A 24,421-nucleotide genomic window follows, 5' to 3' on the forward strand; every position below is an offset into this window, starting at 1 on the left:
TAAGGGAAACAGCATGAATAAGTTTATTTTTCCGGCCGTATTATGTGCCGCCACGCTGGTTACACTGCCTGCCAATGCAGGCAAATTGCCGGATAATCCTTATTTATCGACTGCGGTACTCAGTAGTGCGGGCAGTGTCTACAGTTCGGTGATGATAAGCGGTGCCATTTTATCACCGATCATTTTACCGGCTCAGCTGAGTGCGGAGTCTGTGGAAAATAATAAGAAAGAAAAAGTCACCACAATCACCGGTAAAACTGATAAAAATGAAGATGTCGCCCTGCTGGTCGCCACCGAAAAACTGGAGAAAAATCCGGTGAATCCGGGTGATAAGCTGACTCTGGAACCGGCGGAAAAAGGCCCGGGGGCTTATCTGAAAAAGGACGGAAAAATTATTTCCCATATGGTGACACAGGACGATCGTGAATTAACCCATCAGGAGAAGATGCCTTAATATGCGACTGCTGAAAACCGTTTTTGCAGCTGCCCTGCTTACTGCGTCCGGCCTTGCATACAGCGGCAGTCAGAACTGTGCGGATAAATCCCCGCCCTCGCCGCAGGAAGCCGCACAGCGTACCGCACAAGCCAAAGTGCTGAATGACTGGCTGGAGAAACAGGGCGACCGGGTCGTCCTGCTGGTTCGTCAGGGTCAGGCGCTGAGTGACTACGGGCTGAGTTTTTCCCATGCCGGTTATGCCGTACGGGAAAGAAACGGCACCTGGCGGGTGTATCACAATCTCAACACCTGCGGTACCGCACAGTCTGAACTGTGGATCCAGGGGCTTTATCAGTTTATTGATGATGATCTTGCCGGAAATACCATCGCCACCCTGCATTTTCCGCCAGCCTTGCAATCGCAGTTGCTGAGAGTTCTGCGTGATCCGGACCTGCGCAAAGCCCTGCATAATCCGGATTACAATATGGTGGCACATCCGTTTGCAACCGACAGCCAGAACTCCAACGGCTGGGTGCTGATGGTGTTTGCCGCCGCCCGCTCCCCGGGCGTGAATTCGGTTTCTGCCGGAGTGAACTGGCTGAAATCAGAATTCTATATCGGCTCTTCCGCCGAGGCCGGCCTGGTCAAACGGGCACTGGCGGACAGTCTGATGCCGCACATGTCCACTGACGGGCAGCCGGTGACCGGGATTGTCACGTTTAACTCCGGCGACAGCCTGCTCGGGTTTCTCAGCCGTTACGGGAAATTTCGTGTCGAGTGCAGTCACGGCAGCTTCGGCAGTGCCGTTTGTATGGTGCCGCTGCCGGAATAATTAGCACACCGCTTATTTTATATCCTGCTGTCATCACTTCCGGTGACAGCATTTTTCGTCGTTTTTTTGTTCCCCCTCCCGTTTATATGATTTTCTTCCCCGTTTTTACCGTCAACCTGTCCGTTATATTAAAATTTCTTTTCCTTTTATTTTCATTAATTTAGTTGCCAACAATTACTTTATCAGGCTAATAATAAATCATAACAAGAGCATGGCCTTTTATTTTAATAATACATTCAGCGGCAACTGCCAACACCACGCAAGACAGGGGAAATACCATGAGCAAACACGAAACGTCATCCGCGCCACCGGCGCATGACCATGATTTTATGTTTACGCCCATACCGATGACACACCGCCGCGAGACCTGGAAACAGGTACTTGTCTGGATAGGCTTCGGTTATGTGGCAACAGGATTATTTATCGGCGGCGCACTGGCCGGAGCCAACGGCGGGCCGGGGATGTCATTCCCGATGGCACTGCTGGCTATCGCCATTGGTATGGGATTGCTGTTTATCCTCACCTCGCTGCTCGGCATTATGGCGCAGCGCACCGGGCTGAGTCTGGCGCTGATCAGCCGGTTTTCTTATGGCCGATTCGGTGCGAACCTGCCGATGATAGCGATGGGACTGCTGACGCTCGGCTGGTTTGCCGCGATCACCGGCATGGTCGGGGATATCTGGGGAACGTTCCTGGGAAATCCCAGCGGGATCATCGTATTTAACCCGGCAGAACACGGCTATAACGGTGTGCCGATCACCCTGGAAGTCTTTCTTTCCTGTGTCGTCGCCGGTCTGCTGTTTACTTACACCTCACTGCACGGCATGAAAGGGCTGGAAATTATCGCCATTCCGGTTTCCCCGATTATTATGATCATCGCCGTTATCACCGGCTATGCCATGTTGCAGGAGGGCGGCGGGTTATCTGTTTTTATCGAAAACTCTAACCGTAATGAAGGGCTGATGTTGTCCACCGCCATCACCATGGTCGTCGGCAGCTGGATTGCCGGGGCGGTGATGGGCGTGGATCTGTTCCGCTTTAATAAAAGTATCTCTGCGGTATTCTGGGGATCGGCCGCCTGTTTTATCTTTACCAATCCGCTGCTCAACGTGGTCGGTTATATCGGCACCATGACGGTCGGAATGCCGAACTATATTACCTGGATGATTGAGAAAAGTTTCCTGCTGGCCCTGCTCGGCGTGATCACCTGGACACTGTCACTGTGGACCACCAATGATGCGGAACTCTACTGTAACTCACTCTATACCGGACCGGTGCTGGATTCCGCGGGTATAAAGGTCAATAAAAACGTTCTGATTCTGACCACCGGGATTATCGGTACCATTCTCGGCGCTATCGGTTTCTATCAGATCTTCTTTGCTGATTTTATTAACTATCTCGGCATTATGGCGCCACCGCTGGCCGGGCCGTTACTGGCGGATTACTACATCACCCGCAGATGCCGCTACGATATCACGCAGATCAACCACCAGCCGAAATACAACTATGCCGGGGTGATCAGTGCGCTGGCCGGGATGGCGTCCGGTCTGATCATGGCACTGAATAATATTCTGTCTGACTGGCCGACCGGTCTGCTGGCATTAGTTCTTACCGTTATTATTTATCTGATATTGCATCCGCTGCTGGCGGCAAAAGCCACCTCACCGGCAACAGGGAGATCATAATGAAAAAAGTCTATCTGAATGAATTCACTACCGAAGAGCTGAAAAATCTGTTTGATAAGGGCGGGATTGACAGCGCCATTACGATTTTCGGCAGCTGCGAGAGCCACGGACCGCACCTGCCGCTCGGACCGGATCTGTTTGTGCCGGAAGCCGTTGCCCGCCGGGCGGCACAGCGTCTGTCACGCACTATTGTGGTGCCGGGTGTGCCGTTCGGCACCTCTGCACACTATAACGGCACGCCGATGGCGATTAATATCCGCTTTGAAACGGTGATTGCCATTGCGGAAGATATGTTTGAAAGTCTGATTCAGTACGGCATTAAACATATTTTTGTCTTCAATGGTCATGACGGAAACATTCCGTCACTGGATATCGCGCAGCGGAATGTCAAAGCGCGTCATAAAGATGTGGTCTTTGCGTTCCTGCCGGCCTGGTGGTCAGTGCTCGGCAGCCGTCTCGGGGAGAATTTCTTCCGTGAATGGAACGGCCTGGGACACGGTGGCGAGGGCGAATCCTCGATTACCGCCGCCGTGTGTCCTGACCTGTGTGACCTGAGCAAAGCCGTGCGCCAGATGCCGGAAGACAGTATCCGCCACGGTGATAATGTGCAGATTATGTGGGATATTACGGAGGTTTCTGTCACCGGTGCCACCGGCGACCCGACTTACGCCAGTATTGAGAAAGGTGAAAAAATGCTGGATGCACTGACCGACCTGGTCGTGGAAAGCATTGAAGCGCTGGAAAAAACCAACTGGAATTACGATTTACGCGCTAAGTAAAGCGTAAGAGCCCCGTAATGCGGGGCGTGAGATTGCTGACAAAGCAGGATAAAACGTGGTTTTTCCTGCTTTGTGTTATCAGACGAAAGTGTTATCAGCCGAAAATCAATAAATTGATTTTCCTGGTTTATTTTTACAAACTCTGTCGGTCGTCGCCAATCCCTGCGGGTTTGTCAACGGCCCGGCGCCCCGCAATGCGGAGCGTTTTTCAGAGCCCGGCAAATTCCGGGATCGGCGGACGTCCGTGTGATTCCAGGAAATCCAGCACCCGGCGCGGTGTGACATTCAGGATACGCGCTTCCGGAAACTCAATTTCCCGCAGCATAGTCACCACCCGCTCAAAGTTACCCAGATACCCGGCGTAGTGGGAATCCGATCCCAGAGAAATCCAGCCGCCGTGGTCACGCACTGCTTCGGCAATCGCGCGGCAATTTTTCTCACTGCCCGCCCGTGAGTGCAGAAATGAGGAGTTATTCATCTCCAGTGCCACATTAGACTCTTTCGCTGTCTGTACTACTGCCTGAATATCCAGCGGGTATTTCGGGTTTCCGGGGTGGGTGATAATCTGCACTTTTCCGCTGCGGATAGTGGCGATCATCGCTTCAGTATTGGCTGCCTGCCCCTGCGGCGGCAACACCGGTTCGTGAAAACCGGCGAGAATAATATCCAGCTGCTGCGCCATTTTATCTGTGCAGTCAGTCTCTCCGGCCTGATTTTTAATATTAGCCTCAATACCGTACAGCAGCCCCGCGCCGTTAATCATACGCGGCAGAACCGGCATATTGGAAAAATGCCACGGATGCGGCCCGTCAGCCATGTCAGGGCCGTGATCGGTGATCGCAAACAGGGTTATGCCTTTTTCCGCGGCTTCCGTAAAATATTCACGCACGGTACTGTAAGCATGAGTACTGGCAACTGTATGGGCATGTAAATCAACCGGATATATCACTCTGCTCTCCTTTTCTGCGGCTAAACGCCTCTTAACCCTATCAGATTCTGAAACGGATCTTCAACCTGACACATCCGTAATCCGCTCTCAATGCTTAACGGCCCCCGATATAACCGGGCACCAAGGGATTCAAAATGCGACAGAGCCTGTGTGAGGCTGTCTGTCTGCCAGTACAGTACTGTGCCCCGCTTCCCGTTACTGACTTTGTCATCGGCCTGTACAATCTCGAGGTTAAAACCGGGCAGGCATAACAGGGTAAAATCAAATTCCGGCAGGTAACGCACCTCTGCCTGAGGAAAAGCCCGCTGATACCAGGCCAGCCCTGCGGCCACATCCGGAACGTGGATTAACACGCTGGCGGGCGTCAGGGTTATCATCCGTTATTACCGTTCTGAAGCAGTTGTCCGATCAGTCCGGACAGCGCCGGATGGTCTTCATGCCAGACAGTGATTCCGTTTGCCTCAAACAGTGCGGTTGCCACACCGTTACCGGATTTCAGTGAGTCGTCAAATCCACCACTGTAGATTCGGCCGCTGCCGCAGGACGGGCTGTCAGCTTTCAGAATCACATGCGTGATATTCCGCTGTTTCAGATACTCAAGCGCCCGCAGTGCGCCCTGCTTAAAGGCATCAGTGACATCTTCGCCGTCTCTGCCGGTGACCCGGGCGGTACCCGCCCAGACATCACAACCCTCACCGCCGGTGATTTCCGCCGGAGCGCGGGGTACCGGCAGGCCGCCGAGGATTTCCGGACATACCGGAACGGCCATGCCGCTGTTCTGCAAGGCTTTCAGCGGGGCATATAATTTATGGCTGCCATCGTAACGGACGGCTTCGCCTGCCAGGCAGGCACTGATTGCAATCATCGCGCTCTCTCAGAGGTTACCGGTATAATTCAGATAGTGATAATCAATCACCTGATAGTAAATAATTTATGAAAACGGAACAAGCCGGGCAGATATCTCCTTTTGCCTGAAAAAATGCTAAACTCTGCACGATCACCTATTTAACCGGAGTATACCCCGTTATGCACGCACCATCCCCGTCAGAAAAACCGGTCTTATCCGTTTTTGATTTTGACGGCACACTGACCCGCCGGGACAGCTTTGTTCCCTTCCTGCGTTTTGCGTTCGGGAAACGTGTGTTTTCCCTGCGGATGCTGCGTCTGGTGCTGCCGACGCTGCGTTGCTTTTCACGCAAACTGACCCGTGATGAACTGAAAGAAGTGCTGATCACCACCTTTCTGACCGGTACTGATGCCCGCTGGGTGGAAAAGAAAGCACAGGAATTTTGTGAGCGTTACTGGCATAAGATGATGCGTCCGGAAGGTTTGCAGGCGGTGGCGGCAGAGATTGCATCGGGTGCGGAAGTCACTCTTTGTTCCGCATCACCTGAGCTGGTGCTGCGGCCGTTTACTGAGCGGCTGGGGATCAAACTTATCGGTACTCAGCTGGAAGAGAAAGACGGTATTCTGACCGGGAAAATCAACGGCAATAACTGCCGTTGCGGACAGAAAATTGCCCGGCTGCAACAGGTTTACGGTGATTTATCCGCCTACCATATGCGGGCCTGGGGGGATTCACGCGGGGATTATGAATTGCTGTATGCCGCCGGAGAGCCTCACTGGCGTCATTTTCACCGCAATCCGGCGAAATATGAAAAACGCCGCAAACAGTTTTCATCCCGCTGAAAAGCAAAAACGGGCTGTATCATACAGCCCGTCAAAAATAACAGCGGCTGTTATTTTGCCATTTGCTGTTCCATCATTGTCTTAGCCTGCGCTAACGCATCAAGACCCTGCTTACAGGCTGTATCCTGAGCATCCGCAGGTAATTGCATAAACTGTTTTTTAGAATCAGCATACTGCTGTTTCATGGTATCAATCTGGCCTTTCATTGCATCATTTTTGGATAACAGGTCAACATACTCATCAACCTGTTTAAAGTAATCTTCACAGGCAGAAGATAACTGGGCAGAAAATGCAACTGAAGAAAGTGATAATAACCCGGCAGCCATAATTAACTTTTTCATTAAAAATCCCTTTAATCCATTGTTATTGAGACTGTAATGTAATCATTAACAATTTTACGGACTATCAGTTTTCTCTTAATTAGCATTACCATAAAGAGGATAATATATACGGAGAAATAGTTTACACATCAGTAACAATTAATATTATTGATGATTATTTATTTTCTCTGTTCAGCCTGCGGAAATAAAATAATTCCGGATCATCGTCATCAAGATTATCCACCTGACCGCTGAGCACAAAGCCCTGACGCAACAACAGCGCCTGCATGCCGGTATTCGAGGCATTCACCGAGGTAAACAGTTTTTCTGTCCGGCACTGCTGCTGCAATGCCGCCAGTAATGAGCTGCCGATCCCCTGCCCGCGCAGTGCGGGAGCGACCATCAGTAACTCAATAAATCCGCAGCCGAAAAAGTGATAATGCAGCACGCCATAACCGGCAATTTTCCCTTCATACCGTGTCACAAAACAAACGTTCTGTTCAATCCAGCCGCCGATCGCCTCACGACGCTGCGGCTCCTGTGCTGCAATAGTGTCAAGGGCGATCAGCTGCGCAAGATCCTGTTCTGTTGCCGGGACGAACGCCCCGGCCGTTCTGTTATGTGTCATGATGATTTTCAGCTGTTCTCCGCAGCGGTATCTGTTTTTGCCGGTTCCTGCTTTTGTGAGGCCAGCAGTTCCAGCAGCGCATACTGTTTTACCGTCCGCAGTTCTGCTTTTTCTGCCAGAATGGCAGCTCTCGCAGGGTCACTGCTGTTCAGCCGGTTAAACCGTTGTTCCTGATGCATCACTTCTGCCAGTGATTGTGACGGCGGACGGGAATCCAGTACCAGCGGTGCTTTGCCGGTTCCTTCCCTGCGCGGATCAAACCGGTACAACGGCCAGAATCCGCTGGCGGTCAGGGCTTTCATCTGGTCATAGCTGAATGCAAGGTCATAACCATGCTCCTCACACGGGCTGTAGGCAATAATCAGGGACGGCCCGGGATAGGATTCTGCTTCCTGAATCGCTTTTACCGTCTGGTTCATCTGCGCACCAATCGCTATTTGTGCCACATACACGTTACCGTACATCATCATGGATACGCCCAGATCCTTGCGGGATTTGCCTTTCCCCTCCTCACCGAATTTGGTGACCGCCCCCATCGGCGTGGCTTTTGACTGCTGGCCGCCGGTGTTGGAGTAGCACTGGGTATCGAGCACCAGTACATTCACATTCTCACCGCTGCTCAGTACATGATCCAGCCCGCCGAAGCCGATATCATAAGCCCAGCCGTCACCGCCAATCAGCCAGACTGATTTCGGCAGCAGATAATGTGCGTCCTCTGACAGCTCACGCGCACGCGGGTCAGGATTATCCGCCAGTAACGCCCGCAATTCAGTGATGGCTGCACGTTTCTCATCCGCGGACAGCGCCTCATCCGCCAGTCGTTGCTGTAATTCATCCGGCAACTGAGTGGCAAACGTCATCAGCAGCCGCTGTACCCGTTTTTTATGCTGATCTGCCGTCAGACGGAATCCCAGACCGAATTCAGCATTATCCTCGAACAGCGAGTTAGCCCAGGCCGGGCCGCGTCCCTCTTTGGTGGTGGTGTACGGCGTGGTCGGCAGGTTACCGCCGTATATAGAAGAACAACCGGTGGCATTGGCGATCAGTAACTGCTCACCGTACAGCTGGGTCAGCAGTTTGATATACGGTGTTTCACCGCAGCCCGCACAGGCGCCGGAGAATTCAAACAGCGGAGTGATAAGTTGTGATGTCCGGATATCAATGCGCTCAAGCTGCGATGCCGGGAGATCCGGCAGTTGCAGGAAGAAATCAAAGTTGGCTTTTTCCTCTGCCAGATGTGCCAGCCGCGGCTGCATATTTATCGCACGGACAGCCGGGTCTTCCCGGTCTTTCGCCGGACAGACCTCATAACAGAGATTACAGCCGGTACAATCCTCCGGGGCGACCTGAAGGACATAATCCATCCCTTTCATATCGCGGGCTTTGACCGGCAGGCGCTGCAATGTGTCCGGCGCGCCGCTGAAATCTGCGGGATCGGCCACTTTGGCACGGATAGCCGCGTGCGGACAGGCCGCGACACAGTAATTACATTGTGTACAGAGAGACGGTTTCCAGACGGGGATCATCTCCGCGATATTACGTTTTTCCCAGCGGGTGGTGCCGGAGGGCCAGGTGCCGTCCGGCGGGAATGCCGATACCGGCAGAGCATCGCCGCGTCCGGCCAGCATCATGGCAGTGACGGTTTTAACAAAGTCCGGCGCGTTATCCGGTACAACCGGCGGACGCGGCAGGCTTTGCGGATCGACCGCCTGTAACGGCACGCGATGCAGGGCTTCCGGGGTACGGGCTATCGCCATCAGGTTATCCTGAACGACACTTTCCCCTTTTTTACTGTAGCTGCGGATAATCGCCTGCTGTAAATAAGACTGAATTTCAGCGGCCGGCAGCAGTGCCGTCAGATGGAAAAAGGCCATCTGCATCACCGTGTTAATCCGCGCACCGAGGCGGCATTCACGGGCAATACGGTACGCGTTGATGACATACAACTGAGCCTGTTTCTCTGCCAGAATCGCCTGAACATCCTGCGGAATATGGTGCCAGACCTCATCCGCCGGATACGGGCTGTTCAGCAGGAAAATCCCGCCCGGCGCCAGTTTTTCCGCCATTTCATATTTATCGAGGAACTGCCACTGATGACAGGCAATAAAATCCGCCTGCCCGATCAGATACGTGGCACGGATCGGCTGTTCGCTGATGCGCAGATGAGAAACGGTCAGACCGCCCGCTTTTTTCGAGTCATAAACAAAAAAGCCCTGAGCATAGTTATCCGTATGACTGCCGAGGATCTGAATAGCATTTTTGGCCGCAGAAACGGTACCGTCACTGCCCAGCCCGTAAAACAGTGCAGTGAGGCGATGTGTGACCGGCAGTTCCGCCGGGACCGGTGTCAGGGACAGCCCGGTAACATCGTCAATAATCCCGGCAGTAAAGCGCCGTTTCGGCGATGTTAGTGTCAGTTCACGGAAAATTGCCATCACACAATCCGGATCGAATTCTTTGGATGACAGCCCGTAGCGTCCGCCGATAATGCGCGGCAGTTGTGCCCGCTCACCGTTCTGATACGCTTCGGCAAAGGCAGTCATCACGTCCAGATACAGCGGCTCCGCCTGCGCACCTGCTTCTTTGGTGCGGTCAAGCACGGCAATGTGCTGCACGCTTTCCGGAATGACATCCAGGAAATGCTGTGCGGAGAACGGCCGGTAGAGATGCACTTCCAGCACGCCGACTTTTTCGCCCTGCGCAATCAGTTTGTCCGCCACTTCCTCCGCCGGGCCAGCGGCCGATCCCATCAGGATAACCAGGCGCTCTGCCTGCGGATGTCCGTAATACGTAAATGGCTGATAATAACGGCCGGTAACATCACCGAATGCCGCCATAGCATCAGTGACATGCTGATAAACAGCGTCATACCAAGGATTCGTAGCTTCGCGGGCCTGGAAATAGGTGTCCGGATTTGCGGATGTGCCGCGTATCACCGGATGTTCCGGCGACAGTGCTCTGTCGCGGTGTGCGCGGATCGCCTCCGCTGGGATCAGTTTACTCAGTTCGGCACGGCTGACCGCGATGATCTTGTTCATCTCATGGGAAGTACGGAAACCATCAAAGAAATGAATAAACGGCACGCGGCTGTTCAGCGTGGCTATCTGTGAAATCACAGCAAAGTCCTGAGCCTGCTGGACGCTGTTGGCGCACAGCAGTGCACAGCCGGTCTGACGCACCGCCATCACATCCGAGTGATCACCGAAAATAGAGAGCGCGTGGGTCGCGACTGTCCGCGCCGCCACATGCAGGACAAACGGGATCAGCTGTCCGGCGATTTTATACAGCGACGGGATCATCAGCAGCAATCCCTGGGACGATGTGAACGTGGTCGACAGTGCGCCGGTCTGAAGTGCACCGTGGACAGTGGCGATGGCCCCGCCCTCCGACTGCATTTCCATCATGCGCGGCACGTCGCCCCACAAATTCGGTTCCCCGGTTGCGGACCAGTGATCGGCATATTCAGCCATGCCGGAGCTCGGGGTAATAGGATAGATGGCGATCACTTCATTCAGCTGATACGCCATCCGGGCCACCGCCTGATTCGCATCAGTGGTGATCATGCTATGTATTTTTTTGCTCACAATAAGACCCTGCATTTTTTATTATTTTTTACAACATAGCAGAATAAAAAATGCCGGATTATCGTGATTGTGGTTTGTTATACGTGTGTAAGGCGCGTTTACCGCGCCGCTGTCAGCACATAGTCTTCCGCCTCACAGCGGTATATTTCACTGACCTGCGGACATCCCCGCAGTGCCGGAAGGCGATCATCACTGACACTGAGCCGTATCCCCAGACCACAGGCTTTACCGAGTGACGGCGGGATATCCGTCACGATGAAAGGCTGCCCGGCTGCCGTGAGATGTTTGCGCATCGCCACCACACCGAGCATATTTTCAAATAAAATCAGATAGTCATTCATGAACGGAGATCCCCGGAGGTCACGGCTGCCTGTTTCTGTAACTGGCGGATACCGTAAATGGCCGCGCCGATAGCACCGGCAAACTGCCCGTCCGGATGCGTGATCACCTCAGTTCCCAGATGCTGCGACAACCGCTCACAGAATACCTGACTGCGGCTGACTCCGCCGCTGAACAGCACTGACGGTACAGTGCTCAGCCGCTTGGCAAAACCGGCAGTACGTTGTGCCATGGAATTAACAATTCCCGACAGAATTGACTCAGGCTCTACCCCGGCGGAACGCAGGCTGATCACTTCAGATTCGGCAAAGACCGTACACATGCTGGAGATAGCATGCGGCTCAATCCCGCGGATGGTGTTATCCACCGCGGTGATGTCGGTGCCGAGTGTCCGGCTGATCACATCCAGAAAACGACCGGTTCCGGCGGCACATTTGTCGTTCATCAGAAAATCCGTGAGATGCCCCTGCTCATCGAGCCGGATCACCTTACTGTCCTGGCCGCCGATATCAATGACCGTGCGGGTCTGCGGATGCAGCCAGCGCGCCCCGATACCGTGACAGGAGATTTCCGTGACCTGTTTGTCAGCAAAATCCGCCAGTTTGCGGCCATAACCGGTGAGAGTCAGATACGGTTTGGTGTCACATTCACCGCAGAGGGTTTCCCAGGCTTCCAGAATCGCCGATTGCGGCCGGAATGGTGTCGGGATCAGAAAGCGGCGCAGGATCACGCCGCCGTCTTCATCACTGAATAAAACCCCTTTGGTGGCAGTCGAGCCGGAGTCAATACCAATACTCAGCATGACGCCTCCTTATAACATCTCAATAAAGGCGGCAATGCGGGTCGCAAGCTGACCGGTGTCAGACGTGGAATAATCTGTCTCAATAGCCATATACGGAATATCGTGTTTTTCACGGATGTGCCGGTTTATCAGCAGCGATTCCACCGCATAGGTGTGACAGGCCTGGAGGATCACATCAATCACCCCGTCCACCTGATAGTCCTGCACCATCTCACTGAGCATATTCAGGCGCTGTGTGTTCGGTGAAATACAGGAACAGCCGATAGCAAGGTATTTTTCGGTCAGGGCGTCATAAACATCGGCCTGCGGGTTTTCATCCACACACTGTTCGGTCGCTTTCGCACCGGTGCAGTTTTCATAACCGACAACCCAGCCGCCGTTTTCTTCGATAATCCGCACCACTTTTTCCGCCGCACCGCCAATCGGACAGCCGGTGATCAAAATACGCGGACGCGGGTCAAGCCGTTTACCGGCGGCATATTCCGCCCGTACTTTGGCGGTCAGCGTTTCCAGTTCGCCAATCAGCGCGCGTTTATCAAATTTGAAGGTAGCACCATACACCACGCTCAGAATTTCACGGCCGGTCATCGCAGGCGGATTGAGCTGCCCGAGGCGGTAGAATTCCGTTAATGCCCTGCGTTCGCGGTTACGCAGATCGATAGCATCGCGTATCCCCTGCTCCGTGATTTCACAGCCGAACTGTTCTTCCAGCCGTTTCTGAAAACGGATAATTTCCGAGCGCCAGAGCGCGACAGATTCCGCACTTTCACTGTTATTCGGCAACTGCATCACATGGACAGGTTTGAATTCCGCCATGTATTCATACATTTTCTTTTTGCCGTCGCAGGTGGTTTCACCGACCACGATGTCAGAAAAATAGAAGTAGGGGCATTTATCGGTTTTACCGAATCCGTAGCTGCTTTTGATCAGCGGACATAAGTTGCGGGGTAAGGTTTTCTCCGCTTCTTCAATGGTTTCATCGCTGGTTGAACAAAGGGAGACAACCGCGGCACCGGCGGCCATGGCAATTTCCTGCGGCATAAAGGTGCAATAGGTTCCCACCAGCGGGACACCCTGCTCTTTCAGTTCCATAACAGTGAGAAAGCCCTGTTGGCGGGCATCGGAGAAATCAGAAAAGATCGACGGAAGTTCTGTGACTAATGACATAAGTAGACCTACCATTATCATTATTAAAGTGTGGCGCCAGAGTAGACCTATTAATAATAAGGATAATTGAGGTAAATCATATTCAGGGTGAATATCCCTGACGGAACTAAATTAACGTGATCTTAAATCACAACGCCCGGCAACGGAATTATCTGGCACCCTGCGTTGTCAGTCAGTAAGCTTCAGGGTAATCATAAACCTGACTGATATTTTACCCTGAGAGCTTCCCGATGATGATAACCGCCCACCGTACAACCACCGATACGGCTTCCTTTCACCTGACTCTGACGTGCTGTTTATAACTGCCGGATGCTGACGGAGGATATATGTTAACAGGAATGAATCATCTGACCCTGGCGGTCACCGATTTGGATCGCAGCCTGCATTTTTACCATGACATTCTGAAAATGACGCTGCATACCCGCTGGAAATACGGGGCGTACCTGACCTGCGGGGAACTGTGGATCTGTTTATCGGCAGACCCGGAAATCATTCACCGGCCTATTCATCAGGGTTATACCCACTACGCTTTTACCCTTCCTCCCGAACAGTTCCCGGCCTTTCGCGCACTTCTGGCTTCTCATCAGATAACGCTCTGGAAACATAACCGCAGTGAAGGAGATTCCGTCTATTTTCTCGACCCGGACGGCCACCAGCTGGAAGCACATTCCGGCGGGATAACGCAGCGGCTGAATGCCTGCCGCGAAGCGCCGTATGAAGAGATGATATTTCCGGCACCCGGACAGATTAATGTGTAAGATGGGATAAAACCTTATCTTACGGAGACACTGCTATGTCTGATTATCCTGCCGTTCCCGGTGTGCTGTTTGTCGCCGGTTTTGGTCCGGTGACCCGCGAGCCCGCCCGCAGCAAACACTTTTTTGCGGATACTGTCGGCCTGCCGCTCACTGAATCTGAAGGCGCGCCCGATTACCTGACAGCTGATCACAGCCTGCACGGTGTGAAACACTTCGCACTCTGGCCGCTCAGCCAGGCCGCAGTCTCCTGTTTCGGGCAGGACACCTGGCCGCCGTCACATCCGGTGCCGCAGGCGTGGGTCGAATTTGAAGTGAACGACCTGGCAGCGGCCACGGAATTTTTACAGTCACAGGGCTATCCGCTGCTGGTGGCAAACAGAACCGAGCCGTGGGGACAATCCGTCACCCGTCTGCTCAGCCCGGAGGGTTTACTTGTCGGGCTGACTATCACGCCGTGGCTGCGGGATAACACCGGCGAATAACCGCCGGTGCCGGGGTTGCCGTTATCCGCTACTGACGCAGGCTGACAGCAACCCGGTTAAACGCATTCATCAGACCGGCAGCGATAGTCAGGTCACTCATTTCCTCATCGGAAAAATGTGCCTTCACGCGCTGCCAGACGGCATCATCCGTATTTTGTGCAGATAACAGCGTGACAGACTCTGTCCACTCCAGTGCCGCACGTTCACGATCGCTGAAGCGCTCACTCACACGCCAGCCGGCCAGCGCGTCGAGTTTTTCCTGAGCCGTCCCCCGCTTACGCAGCGCCGCCGAGTGCATTTCCAGACAAAATGCACAACCGTTAATCTGTGATGTTCTCAGATACACCAGCTCAACCAGTTCAGATGATAATGAACTGGTTTCCAATGCATTTTTACAGGCAATCAGTCCCGCATATGCCGCCGGACTGAGTTTCGGATAAGATAAACGAAGTAATGACATAACGGACCTGCCTTTGTCAGAATTGAAAAGTGTCTCCCGGACACCGGGAATAATACCTGGTGATATAACCAGTCATGCCGTTATGTTATGGATAAATTTACAGTATCGTTATCGACATTGTGTGATGCCGGTTAAAACGGTCCCTTAAAAATAAAGAACGCGCCGGCAGCAATAAACCCGAAACCGATAAGGTGATTCAGCGTGATACTCTCACCGAGGTAAGCCACTGAGAACACCATAAAAACACACAGAGTGATCACTTCCTGCATCGTTTTCAGCTCAGCCGCACTGTAATACTGATGTCCCAGCCGGTTAGCCGGTACCGCCAGACAATATTCCGCCAGAGCAATCAGCCAGCTGAAAAAAATAACCGCAATAAGCGGTTTACCGGTAAATTTCAGGTGTCCGTACCAGGCAAACATCATAAAAACATTCGAGATAACAAGCAGAAAAATCGGGAGAAACTTCGCCAGCATGGGGTGTCCGTCAGTAAGAAAATGATATCGGCCGCTATTTTACGCCTGTATCCGATAAACGGATATATGATCCGGATAATAGTTTCAGAAACTGAATTTCTCGTCATCTGCTTATAAAATTTGCATTTTACGCGTATTCAGCCCTTTATTCTTTCCGCTGATTTCCGGAAGATTGAACTGAACTGATTGTGCGGATAACTGCATCCGTTTACACTTAATATTTGTAGAAACCATTATCGTGTTTATGCGTTTATTAACTTTCTTATTATCATCATCGTTCTGTTTATCCGGCTACGCCGCCGGAGGATCACTGAACGGCTATTACAATTGTGATATTCCATCCGCCAGTTATCAGCGAAAACAGGGCGCAATGCGTGATTTTTATTTTCCGGATAAACAGCGCAAGGCTGTCGTTTTGTTTCACGATGACCGTTTTACGGTGCTTGATACGAAACCGGCTCCTTACCACTCTCCGGCGCTGACACCGATTACGCAGTTTGCCACCATGTCAAAGCAGGATTTGCAGGAGATCGGCGAAGATACACTGGTTTATGCCGGGATCAGTAACGGGCTGGCCTATTTCACCCCGTCAAAACAGCGCTTTGTCTTCGGACTGAACAAACGCGGCGGCGGCAATAACGGTTCTTTTCTGCTGGAACTGCAAAACTGCCGCCGGACAGCACACTGAGCCGCCTGTCAGTCACACACCTGCATTACCGCTTCCCGCAGCCAGCCTAATGCCGCGTCACCTTCACTGCGCTGGTGCCATAACATCTGAAAACTGAGCGGTGCGATAGTCAGCGGCGGTTCAAACACCTGTAATGACGGGCTGAGTATTTCCGGCAGTGCCCGTTGTGCCACTGTCAGGATCAGGTCAGTTCCCTCCGGCAGTTGTGAGGCTATCTGCCAGTAAGGCACAGAAACCGCGATACGCCGCCGGTAATTCAGTAACTGTAACTGCCGGTCAATCTCATTGGCTTCATACGGTTTCATACTCGCCAGAATATGAGGGTGTGAGAGCCAGTCCGCCATCGGCATCGTGCCGTTGGTGCAGTATTGTTTGTCCGCAACACTGACCATGGTATCCGTAAATACAGTCTTCGTCCGCAGAGTGTAATCCGTGGCATTAAACACCCCGAACGCCAGGTCAAGACTGCCTTCCTGTAATTTTCCCTGCATCTCCTCGCGGCTGCCCTGCCAGATTTGCAGATCAACCTGCGGAGCCGCATTGCGCAGATAACGGATTAATTTTGCACTGAAAATCGCTGCTCCGTAATCGGACATCGCAATATTAAAACGCCGGTTGCAGTTTTCCGGCCGGAAATCCTGTTGTGCTATCAGGTCATCAAGCTGGCCCAGCGCCTGTGTCAGCGGCGCATACAGCGCTTCCGCTTTGCCGGACAGGTGATAGCGCCCCTGCCTGCGGATAAGCAGCGGATCCTGAAATAAATCCCGCAACTGATTCAGCGTATGGCTGACCGCGGGCTGACTGCGGTGCAGCGCCGTCGCCGCCCGGCTGACATGGCGTTCACGCAGCAACGCATGCAGAGTAACCAGCTGATTTAAATCCAGTTTCTTTATATTATTCATCATACGAATAGTGCTCTATAAAATTGTTCATTTCCTGTTCTTCCGGAAATCACCTATGATTGATGTTAATAAAACGTTAACCAGAGAGATCACTATGTCAACCTTATCATTATCTGCTATTTCATTGATTGTTTGTGCTTTTTTTGCCGGTGCTATTGTGCCGGTACAGGCGGTCAGCAATGCGGTATTAGCACGCCATCTGGGTCATCCGTTATGGGCCAGTCTTGTATCATTATTAATCAGTATTATTGTTTTAGCACCGTTATTATTTATTTTTAAAGTTCCTAAGCCGGTGCTGAGTGCCGATTTGCTTCATCAGCCGCTCTGGATTTGGCTCGGTGGTATTGCCGGGATGCTGTATCTGACGTCGGCCCTGATCCTAGTACCGAAAATCGGCAGTATTACTTTTTTCGTTATGGTGATTGCCGGTCAGCTGGTCATCTCCGCACTGATTGAACACTTCGGCCTGTTCGGAATGCCAAAGCAGCCGGTTCAGATAGCAAAACTCGCCGGTATCGGTCTGGTGGTCGCGGGTGTACTGGTGATGCAGTTTGCGGGTGAAAAAAAGCCCCGCGACAGTGACGGCGGGGCAGGAAATGCAACTCAAATCGAACAGACAATAAAAAGATAGGTTTGGTATCCCGGAATATTACTGCACAGCGTCAGCTTCCTTCTCCGCTTCCGGGCGGCGCGAAGGTCGCTGTAATAAGAACACCCCGCTCATAATCAGCACCATCGACAGAATCTCAGTCACGCCAAGCTGCTCATTGGCTGCGAGGAATCCGACAATCAGCGCCACTACCGGCGGAATATAGGTTACAGAGGATGCCACCACTGCCCCCAGGTTCAGGATCAGGTAGTAATATGTCAGATAGGCCACCCCGGTGCCGAGCAATCCCAGCCCGATGATCAGCCCGAGACTGGCTGTGCTGTCCTGCGCAATCGCGGTAATCCCGGTAAACGGCGTGATACAGGCCAGGATCAGCAGCGCAAGACCAATCTGATAAGTCGTCAGTGCCAGCGGGGCTATCTGTTTATCCGCCAGGAATTTTTTGGCATACACAAATGAAATCCCCACACTCAGTGATCCCATGATCATATAACCCACCCCGGCGAGGCTGATACTCTCCCCGCTGACCTGCCAGGGTTTGGCGATCAGAATCACACCGGCGAAACCGAGCATCAGTCCGCACAGACGCACCACCGTGATTTTTTCCTGCCGCAGAAAAATTGCCGCAACAATAAACGAGAACAGCGGAATCGCGCCGCTGAGCACACCGGACACGCCGGAGAGCAGCAGTGAGGTGCCGGAAGCAAACGCCCAGTAATAAATCACCGTGGCCAGCAGCGCCATGACCAGAAAATGCCCGGTATATTTCAGGTGTTCGCGGCGCACGGCTTTCTGCATCCACGCCATCACCGCGATCGGCACAAAACCGCATAACACCCGCAAAAAGACAATCTGCACCGGTGAGATCCACTCACTCGCCTGACGCATAAAGATAAAATTGGTTCCCCAGATAATCCCGAGGAACGCAAACGCTGCTGCCGTTTTACTGTTCATACTATTGATACCCCTTTTTTCTGATGGGGCTATTGTTCTGAATCCGGGGCTGTGCTACAACCGATTTAAATTTCCTTATGAAAGAGAAAAACTATTTCATGGACCGTTATCCGCCGATGAAAGCCCTTCTGGCCTTTGAAGCCAGTGTCCGGCTGGGAAGCTTTATCAAAGCCGCAGAGTCTCTGCATGTTACGCCGGGTGCGGTCAGTCAGCAGATAAAAAAGCTGGAGGAGGAATTGGGGGTGATGCTGTTTTTGCGGGAGATCCGCAAACTGACGGTGACAGAGACAGGACAGAAATACTATCGCTTAATTCAGCCTGCGCTGGCACAAATCCGGGCTGCCGGTGAGGCGATCCGCTATGCGGCACACCATACGCTGACCCTTTCCATGCCGCCCGGGCTGGCGTCCAAATGGTTTTCCCCCAGAATGAGTGACTTTGTCCGCACCTTTCCGGGGCTGGATCTCCACCTGAATGCCACGGCGGCACTGATCTCGCTGGAAAAAGATAATGTGGATCTGGCCGTCCGCTATACGGATTTGTCCCGTGCGCAACCGTCCCGGGTACTGTTATCCGATGCTCCCTGCCGTCTGTTCTGTCACCCCGCTTATGCTGAGCGGCTGTCACTTCACCACCCGGCGGATCTGAAAAACGCCGTGCTGCTGCACACCACACTCTATCCTTACTGGGATGCCTGGCTGGAACAGTATGCGGGGATAGCGCCCGGCAGCACACTGCCCGCCGCCGGGTTGCATTTTGATCAGTTTTTACTGGCGATTGATGCGGCGGTACATCAGCAGGGTATTCTGATTGCCAATGATTTTCTGCTGGAACACGAGCTGGCACAGCAGACGCTTATCCCGCTGTTCCCGGCACTGACACTGCATTCGGGGAAAGGATTTTATCTGCTGCATAACCGCCACAGCGCTGATCAGGCGATGATCAGCGCCGTCAGTGACTGGTTTTGCCATGCATTTTCTCACACTGCGGAGAATAAATAGTGAGATACCTCACCGGATAACACCGCGCCGCAGTTGCTACACCGGGCGCCCGGGGTTACCGGAACCGAACGGGTGATCTTTTACTGTCAGCCACTCGCGCCACTGCTGCTGCCAGAGAAGCGGTAACTCACGCCGCCAGATCATACCCATTTCCCAGGAGGCTTGTGCAAAGCCGGTCAGCGGGTAAAACGAGACATCCGGATGCCCCGGATCACCGGCTCCGCCGGGCAGCAGTGCAATACCGGCACCGGCCGCGATCAGGGCAATCAGAGTCCGGATATCGCTGCTGTAGTGCACGGCCTGCGGGGTAACATGATTAGCATCCAGAAATGCCGTTATCTGGTGATACAGCCCCGCCCCCCGGTTTTCATGCAATGTCAGCAGCGGATTGCGCGTAATCAGTGACAATTCCTGACCGGGCTGCACTACTGTTCCGGCCGGTACCGCAAGTGATAATGTTTCCTGCTTAAAGGCAACGGCTTCCGTGCGGTGAGCCATATTTTCCGGCAGCGGCAGACGCATAAAGGCGATATCCAGTTCACCGGAAAGTAATTTTTCAGTCATTATCTGAGAGGGGAAATCATCCAGAGATACCTGCACATCCGGCAGTGTTTTCTTCAGCCGGCTGACAAATTCAGCCGCTTCTTTGAATGCCGAAATACCGAACCCGGTATTCAGCCGCGCCGGTAACTGACTGCTCAGCCGGGCCGCATGATGCATAAACTCCCGGCTCTGTAGCACCAGTGCCGTGGCCGCAGGCAATAATTCAGCGCCCTCCGCCGTCAGTTGAGCTCCTTGTCGTCCGCGCACAAACAGTATCAGCCCGAGTCTGTTCTCCAGCAGTTTTATCTGTTTGGTCAGTGCGGGCTGGGTAATACAAAGGACAGATGCCGCCTCATGATAATGTCCGCAACCGGCCAGAGTCACAAATGCCCGCAGTAAACGCAGATCCATGCTGATTATCCTGTCTGAGATGCCGGTCATGAGCATAACCTGACCGGCATCAGCGGGCAATCATCCTTTCGGCCGGGGTTCCGGCGGTACGACCGCCACAGCGTCTTCCGAAAACCGGACTGTCCGCGCATCCCGTTCATAACCCTGACGCTGTGTCAGGATCTGATACAGCTCCGGACGGCGGCCGGTTATCCAGCGCCGCCCGGTGGATAACGGCAGCAGAGTCAGGTCGAGATCAGCCACCACCATATCATCCTCAATAGCCTGACTTTCCGCCACAATCCGTCCGTAAGGGTCAATCACCATGGCATTACCGGTGCGGACTTCATCATCATCCTGTCCCACGCCGTTACTGAACAGATAAAATACCCCGTTATCATGCGCCCTTGCCGGCAGCCAGCGCATCAGCCAGCCGCGCCCGTGCTCTCCCTGAAAAGCCGCACGTAACGCTTCCGGATGTTTATCCCGTTCTTCCCACAATGTCAGCGGAACCGGTTTCATTCCGTACGGGCTGCGTGAACAGGTGCCGCCGGTCTGGTGCGGAGCCAGAATAATATCAGCCCCCATCAGTGCGCAGGCACGCGGGTTTTCTGTCAGATTATTGTCCCAGCAGATAAGAATGGCGGCTTTGACACCCCACGGTGTATCAAATACGGTGTATTGATTACCGCTGCGGATAACCTGATGTTCAAAGGCATGCAGTTTGCGGTGCGCATGATAAGTGCCATCCGGCATACAGGCCACATAGGTGTTATAGCAATAGCCGTCACCACCGTCTTCAATCAGCCCCGCCCCGATAATCATACCGGTTTCCCGGGCGCGGGTGCAGAGATACCGCAGTGACGGACTGTCCGCCAGCGGCTCGCTGAGTGCACGGACATCCTCATCCGGCAGTTTTGTCACATGCCAGTAGCCGGTGATGCACATTTCCGGCAGCACCAGAATCTGTACCTGTTCCGTGCGGGCGCGCTCAATAAACTGATCGATACAGGCAAGGTTGTATTCTTTGTCGCCGGGGCGGTGCTGGAACTGCACAGTGGCGACCCGCAGTGCGGAAGGCGTGTTAACAGGCATCATCATATCCTCATCAGATTGAACTCTCTGCCCCTATCACACCACAGCACAGAGAGTCCGTATAATGAGTTATCTGATTCGTCCGATAACCAACAGGAATGGAAAGTGAGGATTTATTCAGCTGCCGGGCGTTTCTGCTCGGCAATCCGCTCCATCATCTCCGCCTGACGTTCTGCCAGACCACGGATTTGTTCCTCATAGCATGCGGTAAAGTCCGCAGGCAGCCGGGTAATTTCACCTTCCGCCACCTCAACCGGGGTGCCGGATTTATCCAGACCCCAGATAATATTACCGTCACCGGCCACTTTCATCAGCGGCAGCACACCGGTGACTTCGTAATCCGCCAGCCGCTCACAGGCCGCCGTGACGGATGCCCACTCCGGCAGATCGGGGGTATCGAATCCGAGCAATACCACGCCGCGCCAGAACGTCCATGCGGGTCCCACAGAATAGAGTTCCGCTTCCGGCCAGAACTCTTCCCGTGCCATCACGCACAGACCGTTGGTGCGCTGACAGAATGCAGAGTAATACTCCGGTACCGGCACGCCGGTCAGTGTCTCTGCTGCTGCGATAGCCTGCGGTTCCGGTGCCGGGGCGGCAACCACCTGAAAATAGTCGCTGTTGAGATCTTCCAGAATTTCCCATATACGCTGATGAAACTGTTCTGCTGTCATTGTCCTTCTCCCTGCTGATGGCGGATAACGCAGGCATACACACGCTGATGTCCGCTGTCATCCTGTTCAATATACGCCCCCTGCAATTCCGGCGCGAAGCCCGGAAAGCGATCGGCGGTCTCTTCCAGCGCGAGAAAATAGCGCTGAACCGGGGCTTCCCAGACTTCACCCGGTACCACACACAATACGCCCGGCGGATACGGCAGTGCCCCTTCCGCCGCGATACGTCCGGCAATCTCCGACACCGCGACCCGTTCCGTATTGCCGCGGACAAATTCGGTATGTGCCGCTTTCGGTGACATCCGCACCGCCGGGAAACAGCGGCGGCGGAACATCTCTTTCTGACGCTGTTTGACATTGTGTTTTACAAACAGGTCATGCATCTCCTGACACAACTGCCGCAGTGTATATCCTGCATAACGTGCCGGATACGTGCGGCACAATGACGGTAAAACGGTTTCCAGTGCTGCGTCGCTGTCCAGCAGTTGCTCAAACCGGGCAATCTGCCGGATCAGCCGCTGCATTTTTTCCGGCGTTTCTGCCGGCGTCAGTAAAAACAGGATCGAGTTCAGATCGCATTTTTCCGCGACAATCCGGTTCTCCCGCAGGTAATACGCCAGGATCGTTGCCGGAACACCGAAATCCTCATATTCCCCGCTGCTGACATCCACCCCCGGTGTGGTCAGCAATAATTTGCAGGGATCGACAAAATACTGATCGTCCGCATAGCCCTCAAAACCGTGCCAGCGCTCTCCCGGCACAAAGTTGAAAAAGCGCCGGTCTGAAGCGATCACCTCCGTTTCCGCTTCTGCCCACGGACGGCCGTCCACGGTATCCGGGATAAAGGGCCGGATATGCTGACAGGTTTTCAGCAGCAGTTTACGGGCGTCAATCCCGGTTCTGACACATTCAGCCCACAGACGCCTCCCGGATTCGCCCTCATGCATTTTTGCATTCACATCCAGTGCGGCAAACAGCGGATAAAACGGGCTGGTGGAGGCATGCATCATAAAAGCATTATTCATCTGCCGGAAGGAAATATAGCGATCCTGCCCTTTGATATGTTTATCTTTTTTATGGATCTGAGAAGCCTGAGAGAAACCGGCCATCTGTTTGTGAACTGACTGCGTCACCAGAATGCCGGGATCGTTTTCATTCAGTTCAAGCAGCATCGGCGAGCACATCTGCATCACCGGAATAAACTGCTCGTAGCCGACCCAGGCGGAATCAAACAAAATGTAATCACACAGCGGGCCGATACTGTCCACCACCTGACGGGCGTTATACACAGTGCCGTCATACGTTCCCAGCTGGATCACCGCCAGCCGGAACGGGCGTTTATCCCCTGCTTTCTCCGGTGCAGCTTCTGCCGCCAGTGCCCGCAGGTAATCCTCATCAAAACAGTGTGCATCGATGCCGCCGATAAACCCGAACGGGTTACGCGCCGCTTCCAGGTAAACCGGCGTGGCACCGGCCTGAATCAGTGCACCGTGGTGGTTGGATTTGTGATTATTGCGATCGAATAACACCAGATCTCCCGGTGTCAGCAGCGCATTCAGTACCACTTTGTTGGATGAGGATGTGCCGTTGAGAACAAACCAGGTTTTGTCGGCATGAAAAATTTTTGCAGCGTGCTGCTGTGCGGCCAGTGCGGCTCCCTCGTGGATCAGGAGATCCCCCAGTGCGGTGTCCGCATTGCAGAGATCAGCCCGGAACAGGGCATCACCGAAATAATCCGTAAACTGCTGTCCGGCCGGATGACGGCGGAAAAACTCACCGCCCTGGTGCCCGGGACAGGCGAAGGAGATGTTCTGCTGTTCAGTATACTGTTTTAAGCGCCCGAAAAACGGCGGCAGCAGGCTCTCTTCATAAGCCTGCACTGCGCGCAGAAGTGTGTCACAGACTGTGCGGCTGTCATCACGGCTGAGATCGATAACCCCGCTGATACCGTCAGGTACCACGGCAGTTTCACCGTCGCGGATCACCATAAAAACCGGCTGACCGAACCCCTGCTGCCGGATCCGTGCCAGCTGTCCGTTGCCGGCATCCGCCGGTGTCACCAGACACACAGACACCGTGGTGAAATCACATTCACTGAGAAGAACTGTTTCAAACGGGAGATCAGGCATACCGCAGAGCGGCGCGCTGACAGCACATTTTTTCTTGTTCATGACAACC

At 53.4% G+C, this 24,421-nt stretch carries 27 protein-coding genes; 10 read left to right on the forward strand and 17 right to left on the reverse strand.

Features of this window, described 5'->3' with window-relative positions; genetic code table 11:
* The first annotated feature begins 13 nt into the window (after positions 1-13).
* The 4 genes from R5268_RS02385 (at position 14) to R5268_RS02400 (ending at position 3,732) form a co-directional block, all read left to right on the forward strand.
* Entirely contained in the window at positions 14-454 is a 441-nt protein-coding gene (locus R5268_RS02385) for an STM0539 family protein (protein ID WP_317418751.1), read from the forward strand.
* Between the two features lies 1 nt (position 455).
* A complete protein-coding gene (locus tag R5268_RS02390) occupies positions 456-1,268 on the forward strand; it encodes a DUF2145 domain-containing protein (protein ID WP_317418750.1) in 813 nt (270 codons plus the stop codon).
* A 278-nt stretch (positions 1,269-1,546) separates the two neighbouring features.
* Complete coding sequence (locus R5268_RS02395) at positions 1,547-2,953, forward strand: purine-cytosine permease family protein (protein ID WP_046892595.1); 1,407 nt, start codon at positions 1,547-1,549, stop codon at positions 2,951-2,953.
* Positions 2,953-3,732, forward strand: coding sequence for a creatininase family protein (locus tag R5268_RS02400; RefSeq protein WP_052927252.1), 780 nt, complete (start codon positions 2,953-2,955; stop codon positions 3,730-3,732). The genes R5268_RS02395 and R5268_RS02400 overlap by 1 nt, the downstream gene beginning before the upstream one ends.
* 208 nt (positions 3,733-3,940) lie before the next feature.
* Here R5268_RS02400 and R5268_RS02405 read toward each other — a convergent pair whose 3' ends face one another.
* Genes R5268_RS02405 through R5268_RS02415 form a run of 3 tightly spaced genes read right to left on the reverse strand, consistent with a single transcriptional unit; the run spans position 3,941 to position 5,546 of the window.
* A complete protein-coding gene (locus R5268_RS02405; RefSeq protein WP_218455596.1) occupies positions 3,941-4,678 on the reverse strand; it encodes a phosphatase in 738 nt (245 codons plus the stop codon).
* A 23-nt stretch (positions 4,679-4,701) separates the two neighbouring features.
* The gene (locus R5268_RS02410; protein WP_218410659.1) at positions 4,702-5,058 is read right to left on the reverse strand and encodes a glyoxalase/bleomycin resistance/dioxygenase family protein; all 357 of its coding nucleotides are present in this window, start codon (positions 5,056-5,058) and stop codon (positions 4,702-4,704) included.
* A complete protein-coding gene (locus R5268_RS02415) occupies positions 5,055-5,546 on the reverse strand; it encodes a DUF523 domain-containing protein (RefSeq protein ID WP_317418749.1) in 492 nt (163 codons plus the stop codon). The genes R5268_RS02410 and R5268_RS02415 overlap by 4 nt, the downstream gene beginning before the upstream one ends.
* A 161-nt stretch (positions 5,547-5,707) precedes the next feature.
* Here R5268_RS02415 and R5268_RS02420 point away from each other — a divergent pair, with 161 nt between their 5' ends.
* Positions 5,708-6,370, forward strand: coding sequence for an HAD family hydrolase (locus R5268_RS02420; RefSeq protein ID WP_054426224.1), 663 nt, complete (start codon positions 5,708-5,710; stop codon positions 6,368-6,370).
* A 50-nt stretch (positions 6,371-6,420) separates the two neighbouring features.
* On the opposite strand, the gene R5268_RS02425 is transcribed toward R5268_RS02420, so the two are convergent.
* From R5268_RS02425 to R5268_RS02450, 6 genes are all read right to left on the reverse strand, one after another.
* Positions 6,421-6,711 carry a DUF5339 domain-containing protein gene (locus R5268_RS02425; protein ID WP_046892599.1) on the reverse strand — a complete coding sequence of 97 codons (291 nt, stop codon included), beginning with the start codon at positions 6,709-6,711 and terminating at the stop codon, positions 6,421-6,423.
* A gap of 154 nt (positions 6,712-6,865) precedes the next feature.
* Positions 6,866-7,318 carry a GNAT family N-acetyltransferase gene (locus tag R5268_RS02430; RefSeq protein WP_317418748.1) on the reverse strand — a complete coding sequence of 151 codons (453 nt, stop codon included), beginning with the start codon at positions 7,316-7,318 and terminating at the stop codon, positions 6,866-6,868.
* 8 nt (positions 7,319-7,326) lie between these two features.
* Entirely contained in the window at positions 7,327-10,881 is a 3,555-nt protein-coding gene (gene nifJ / locus R5268_RS02435) for a pyruvate:ferredoxin (flavodoxin) oxidoreductase (protein WP_317418785.1), read from the reverse strand.
* Positions 10,882-11,000: 119 nt separating this feature from the next.
* Entirely contained in the window at positions 11,001-11,243 is a 243-nt protein-coding gene (locus R5268_RS02440; protein WP_218455322.1) for a putative Se/S carrier-like protein, read from the reverse strand.
* Positions 11,240-12,043, reverse strand: a complete 804-nt coding sequence (locus tag R5268_RS02445) for an acyl-CoA dehydratase activase (protein WP_046892603.1) — start codon at positions 12,041-12,043, stop codon at positions 11,240-11,242. The genes R5268_RS02440 and R5268_RS02445 overlap by 4 nt, the downstream gene beginning before the upstream one ends.
* 9 nt (positions 12,044-12,052) lie before the next feature.
* Positions 12,053-13,210: a double-cubane-cluster-containing anaerobic reductase gene (locus R5268_RS02450; RefSeq protein ID WP_052927245.1), complete on the reverse strand. Its 1,158-nt coding sequence runs from the start codon at positions 13,208-13,210 to the stop codon at positions 12,053-12,055.
* A gap of 326 nt (positions 13,211-13,536) precedes the next feature.
* Between R5268_RS02450 and R5268_RS02455 the strand changes: the two genes are divergently transcribed.
* Together R5268_RS02455 and R5268_RS02460 are read left to right on the forward strand one after the other, a co-directional pair.
* Entirely contained in the window at positions 13,537-13,968 is a 432-nt protein-coding gene (locus R5268_RS02455; protein ID WP_317418747.1) for a VOC family protein, read from the forward strand.
* A 35-nt stretch (positions 13,969-14,003) separates the two neighbouring features.
* Positions 14,004-14,450, forward strand: coding sequence for a VOC family protein (locus R5268_RS02460; RefSeq protein WP_230059128.1), 447 nt, complete (start codon positions 14,004-14,006; stop codon positions 14,448-14,450).
* Positions 14,451-14,478: 28 nt separating this feature from the next.
* Here the strand turns inward: R5268_RS02460 and R5268_RS02465 are convergent, their stop codons facing one another.
* Entirely contained in the window at positions 14,479-14,910 is a 432-nt protein-coding gene (locus R5268_RS02465) for a carboxymuconolactone decarboxylase family protein (protein WP_166707381.1), read from the reverse strand.
* Between the two features lie 131 nt (positions 14,911-15,041).
* The gene (locus R5268_RS02470) at positions 15,042-15,386 is read right to left on the reverse strand and encodes a DMT family protein (RefSeq protein ID WP_107678299.1); all 345 of its coding nucleotides are present in this window, start codon (positions 15,384-15,386) and stop codon (positions 15,042-15,044) included.
* A 244-nt stretch (positions 15,387-15,630) separates the two neighbouring features.
* On the opposite strand from R5268_RS02470, the gene R5268_RS02475 reads away from it, so the two are divergent.
* On the forward strand, positions 15,631-16,074 hold the full coding sequence (locus tag R5268_RS02475) for a hypothetical protein (RefSeq protein WP_054423563.1): 444 nt from the start codon (positions 15,631-15,633) through the stop codon (positions 16,072-16,074).
* Positions 16,075-16,082: 8 nt separating this feature from the next.
* Here R5268_RS02475 and R5268_RS02480 read toward each other — a convergent pair whose 3' ends face one another.
* Positions 16,083-16,979, reverse strand: coding sequence for a LysR family transcriptional regulator (locus tag R5268_RS02480; RefSeq protein ID WP_235557045.1), 897 nt, complete (start codon positions 16,977-16,979; stop codon positions 16,083-16,085).
* Positions 16,980-17,070: 91 nt separating this feature from the next.
* On the opposite strand from R5268_RS02480, the gene R5268_RS02485 reads away from it, so the two are divergent.
* Complete coding sequence (locus tag R5268_RS02485) at positions 17,071-17,607, forward strand: DMT family transporter (protein WP_317418784.1); 537 nt, start codon at positions 17,071-17,073, stop codon at positions 17,605-17,607.
* An 18-nt stretch (positions 17,608-17,625) separates the two neighbouring features.
* Here R5268_RS02485 and R5268_RS02490 read toward each other — a convergent pair whose 3' ends face one another.
* Entirely contained in the window at positions 17,626-18,540 is a 915-nt protein-coding gene (locus R5268_RS02490; protein WP_218455319.1) for a DMT family transporter, read from the reverse strand.
* 98 nt (positions 18,541-18,638) lie between these two features.
* Here R5268_RS02490 and R5268_RS02495 point away from each other — a divergent pair, with 98 nt between their 5' ends.
* On the forward strand, positions 18,639-19,541 hold the full coding sequence (locus R5268_RS02495; protein WP_317418746.1) for a LysR substrate-binding domain-containing protein: 903 nt from the start codon (positions 18,639-18,641) through the stop codon (positions 19,539-19,541).
* A 36-nt stretch (positions 19,542-19,577) separates the two neighbouring features.
* Here R5268_RS02495 and R5268_RS02500 read toward each other — a convergent pair whose 3' ends face one another.
* From R5268_RS02500 to speC, 4 genes are all read right to left on the reverse strand, one after another.
* Entirely contained in the window at positions 19,578-20,495 is a 918-nt protein-coding gene (locus R5268_RS02500) for a LysR family transcriptional regulator (protein ID WP_317418744.1), read from the reverse strand.
* 60 nt (positions 20,496-20,555) lie between these two features.
* Positions 20,556-21,575: a nitrilase family protein gene (locus R5268_RS02505; RefSeq protein ID WP_317418743.1), complete on the reverse strand. Its 1,020-nt coding sequence runs from the start codon at positions 21,573-21,575 to the stop codon at positions 20,556-20,558.
* Between the two features lie 107 nt (positions 21,576-21,682).
* Positions 21,683-22,243 carry a hypothetical protein gene (locus R5268_RS02510; protein WP_046892611.1) on the reverse strand — a complete coding sequence of 187 codons (561 nt, stop codon included), beginning with the start codon at positions 22,241-22,243 and terminating at the stop codon, positions 21,683-21,685.
* Positions 22,240-24,414 carry an ornithine decarboxylase gene (gene speC / locus R5268_RS02515; RefSeq protein ID WP_317418742.1) on the reverse strand — a complete coding sequence of 725 codons (2,175 nt, stop codon included), beginning with the start codon at positions 24,412-24,414 and terminating at the stop codon, positions 22,240-22,242. The genes R5268_RS02510 and speC overlap by 4 nt, the downstream gene beginning before the upstream one ends.
* Positions 24,415-24,421 lie beyond the last annotated feature (7 nt).

The sequence above is a fragment of the Morganella sp. BCCO 40_0007 genome (assembly GCF_032989665.1).
GTDB classification, from domain to species: domain Bacteria; phylum Pseudomonadota; class Gammaproteobacteria; order Enterobacterales; family Enterobacteriaceae; genus Morganella; species Morganella sibonii.

Coding starts and splice junctions, on each gene's coding strand:
- R5268_RS02385 (WP_317418751.1), top strand. CDS start 14: ATGAATAAGTTTATTTTTCCGGCCGTATTATGTGCCGCCACGCTGGTT.
- R5268_RS02410 (WP_218410659.1), bottom strand. CDS start 5,058: ATGATAACCCTGACGCCCGCCAGCGTGTTAATCCACGTTCCGGATGTG.
- R5268_RS02455 (WP_317418747.1), top strand. CDS start 13,537: ATGTTAACAGGAATGAATCATCTGACCCTGGCGGTCACCGATTTGGAT.
- R5268_RS02450 (WP_052927245.1), bottom strand. CDS start 13,210: ATGTCATTAGTCACAGAACTTCCGTCGATCTTTTCTGATTTCTCCGAT.
- R5268_RS02425 (WP_046892599.1), bottom strand. CDS start 6,711: ATGAAAAAGTTAATTATGGCTGCCGGGTTATTATCACTTTCTTCAGTT.
- R5268_RS02390 (WP_317418750.1), top strand. CDS start 456: ATGCGACTGCTGAAAACCGTTTTTGCAGCTGCCCTGCTTACTGCGTCC.
- R5268_RS02500 (WP_317418744.1), bottom strand. CDS start 20,495: ATGGATCTGCGTTTACTGCGGGCATTTGTGACTCTGGCCGGTTGCGGA.
- speC (WP_317418742.1), bottom strand. CDS start 24,414: ATGAACAAGAAAAAATGTGCTGTCAGCGCGCCGCTCTGCGGTATGCCT.
- R5268_RS02445 (WP_046892603.1), bottom strand. CDS start 12,043: ATGCTGAGTATTGGTATTGACTCCGGCTCGACTGCCACCAAAGGGGTT.
- nifJ (WP_317418785.1), bottom strand. CDS start 10,881: ATGATCACCACTGATGCGAATCAGGCGGTGGCCCGGATGGCGTATCAG.
- R5268_RS02495 (WP_317418746.1), top strand. CDS start 18,639: ATGGACCGTTATCCGCCGATGAAAGCCCTTCTGGCCTTTGAAGCCAGT.
- R5268_RS02475 (WP_054423563.1), top strand. CDS start 15,631: ATGCGTTTATTAACTTTCTTATTATCATCATCGTTCTGTTTATCCGGC.
- R5268_RS02490 (WP_218455319.1), bottom strand. CDS start 18,540: ATGAACAGTAAAACGGCAGCAGCGTTTGCGTTCCTCGGGATTATCTGG.
- R5268_RS02415 (WP_317418749.1), bottom strand. CDS start 5,546: ATGATTGCAATCAGTGCCTGCCTGGCAGGCGAAGCCGTCCGTTACGAT.
- R5268_RS02485 (WP_317418784.1), top strand. CDS start 17,071: ATGTCAACCTTATCATTATCTGCTATTTCATTGATTGTTTGTGCTTTT.
- R5268_RS02510 (WP_046892611.1), bottom strand. CDS start 22,243: ATGACAGCAGAACAGTTTCATCAGCGTATATGGGAAATTCTGGAAGAT.
- R5268_RS02430 (WP_317418748.1), bottom strand. CDS start 7,318: ATGACACATAACAGAACGGCCGGGGCGTTCGTCCCGGCAACAGAACAG.
- R5268_RS02470 (WP_107678299.1), bottom strand. CDS start 15,386: ATGCTGGCGAAGTTTCTCCCGATTTTTCTGCTTGTTATCTCGAATGTT.
- R5268_RS02465 (WP_166707381.1), bottom strand. CDS start 14,910: ATGTCATTACTTCGTTTATCTTATCCGAAACTCAGTCCGGCGGCATAT.
- R5268_RS02440 (WP_218455322.1), bottom strand. CDS start 11,243: ATGAATGACTATCTGATTTTATTTGAAAATATGCTCGGTGTGGTGGCG.
- R5268_RS02480 (WP_235557045.1), bottom strand. CDS start 16,979: ATGATGAATAATATAAAGAAACTGGATTTAAATCAGCTGGTTACTCTG.
- R5268_RS02420 (WP_054426224.1), top strand. CDS start 5,708: ATGCACGCACCATCCCCGTCAGAAAAACCGGTCTTATCCGTTTTTGAT.
- R5268_RS02400 (WP_052927252.1), top strand. CDS start 2,953: ATGAAAAAAGTCTATCTGAATGAATTCACTACCGAAGAGCTGAAAAAT.
- R5268_RS02395 (WP_046892595.1), top strand. CDS start 1,547: ATGAGCAAACACGAAACGTCATCCGCGCCACCGGCGCATGACCATGAT.
- R5268_RS02505 (WP_317418743.1), bottom strand. CDS start 21,575: ATGATGATGCCTGTTAACACGCCTTCCGCACTGCGGGTCGCCACTGTG.
- R5268_RS02460 (WP_230059128.1), top strand. CDS start 14,004: ATGTCTGATTATCCTGCCGTTCCCGGTGTGCTGTTTGTCGCCGGTTTT.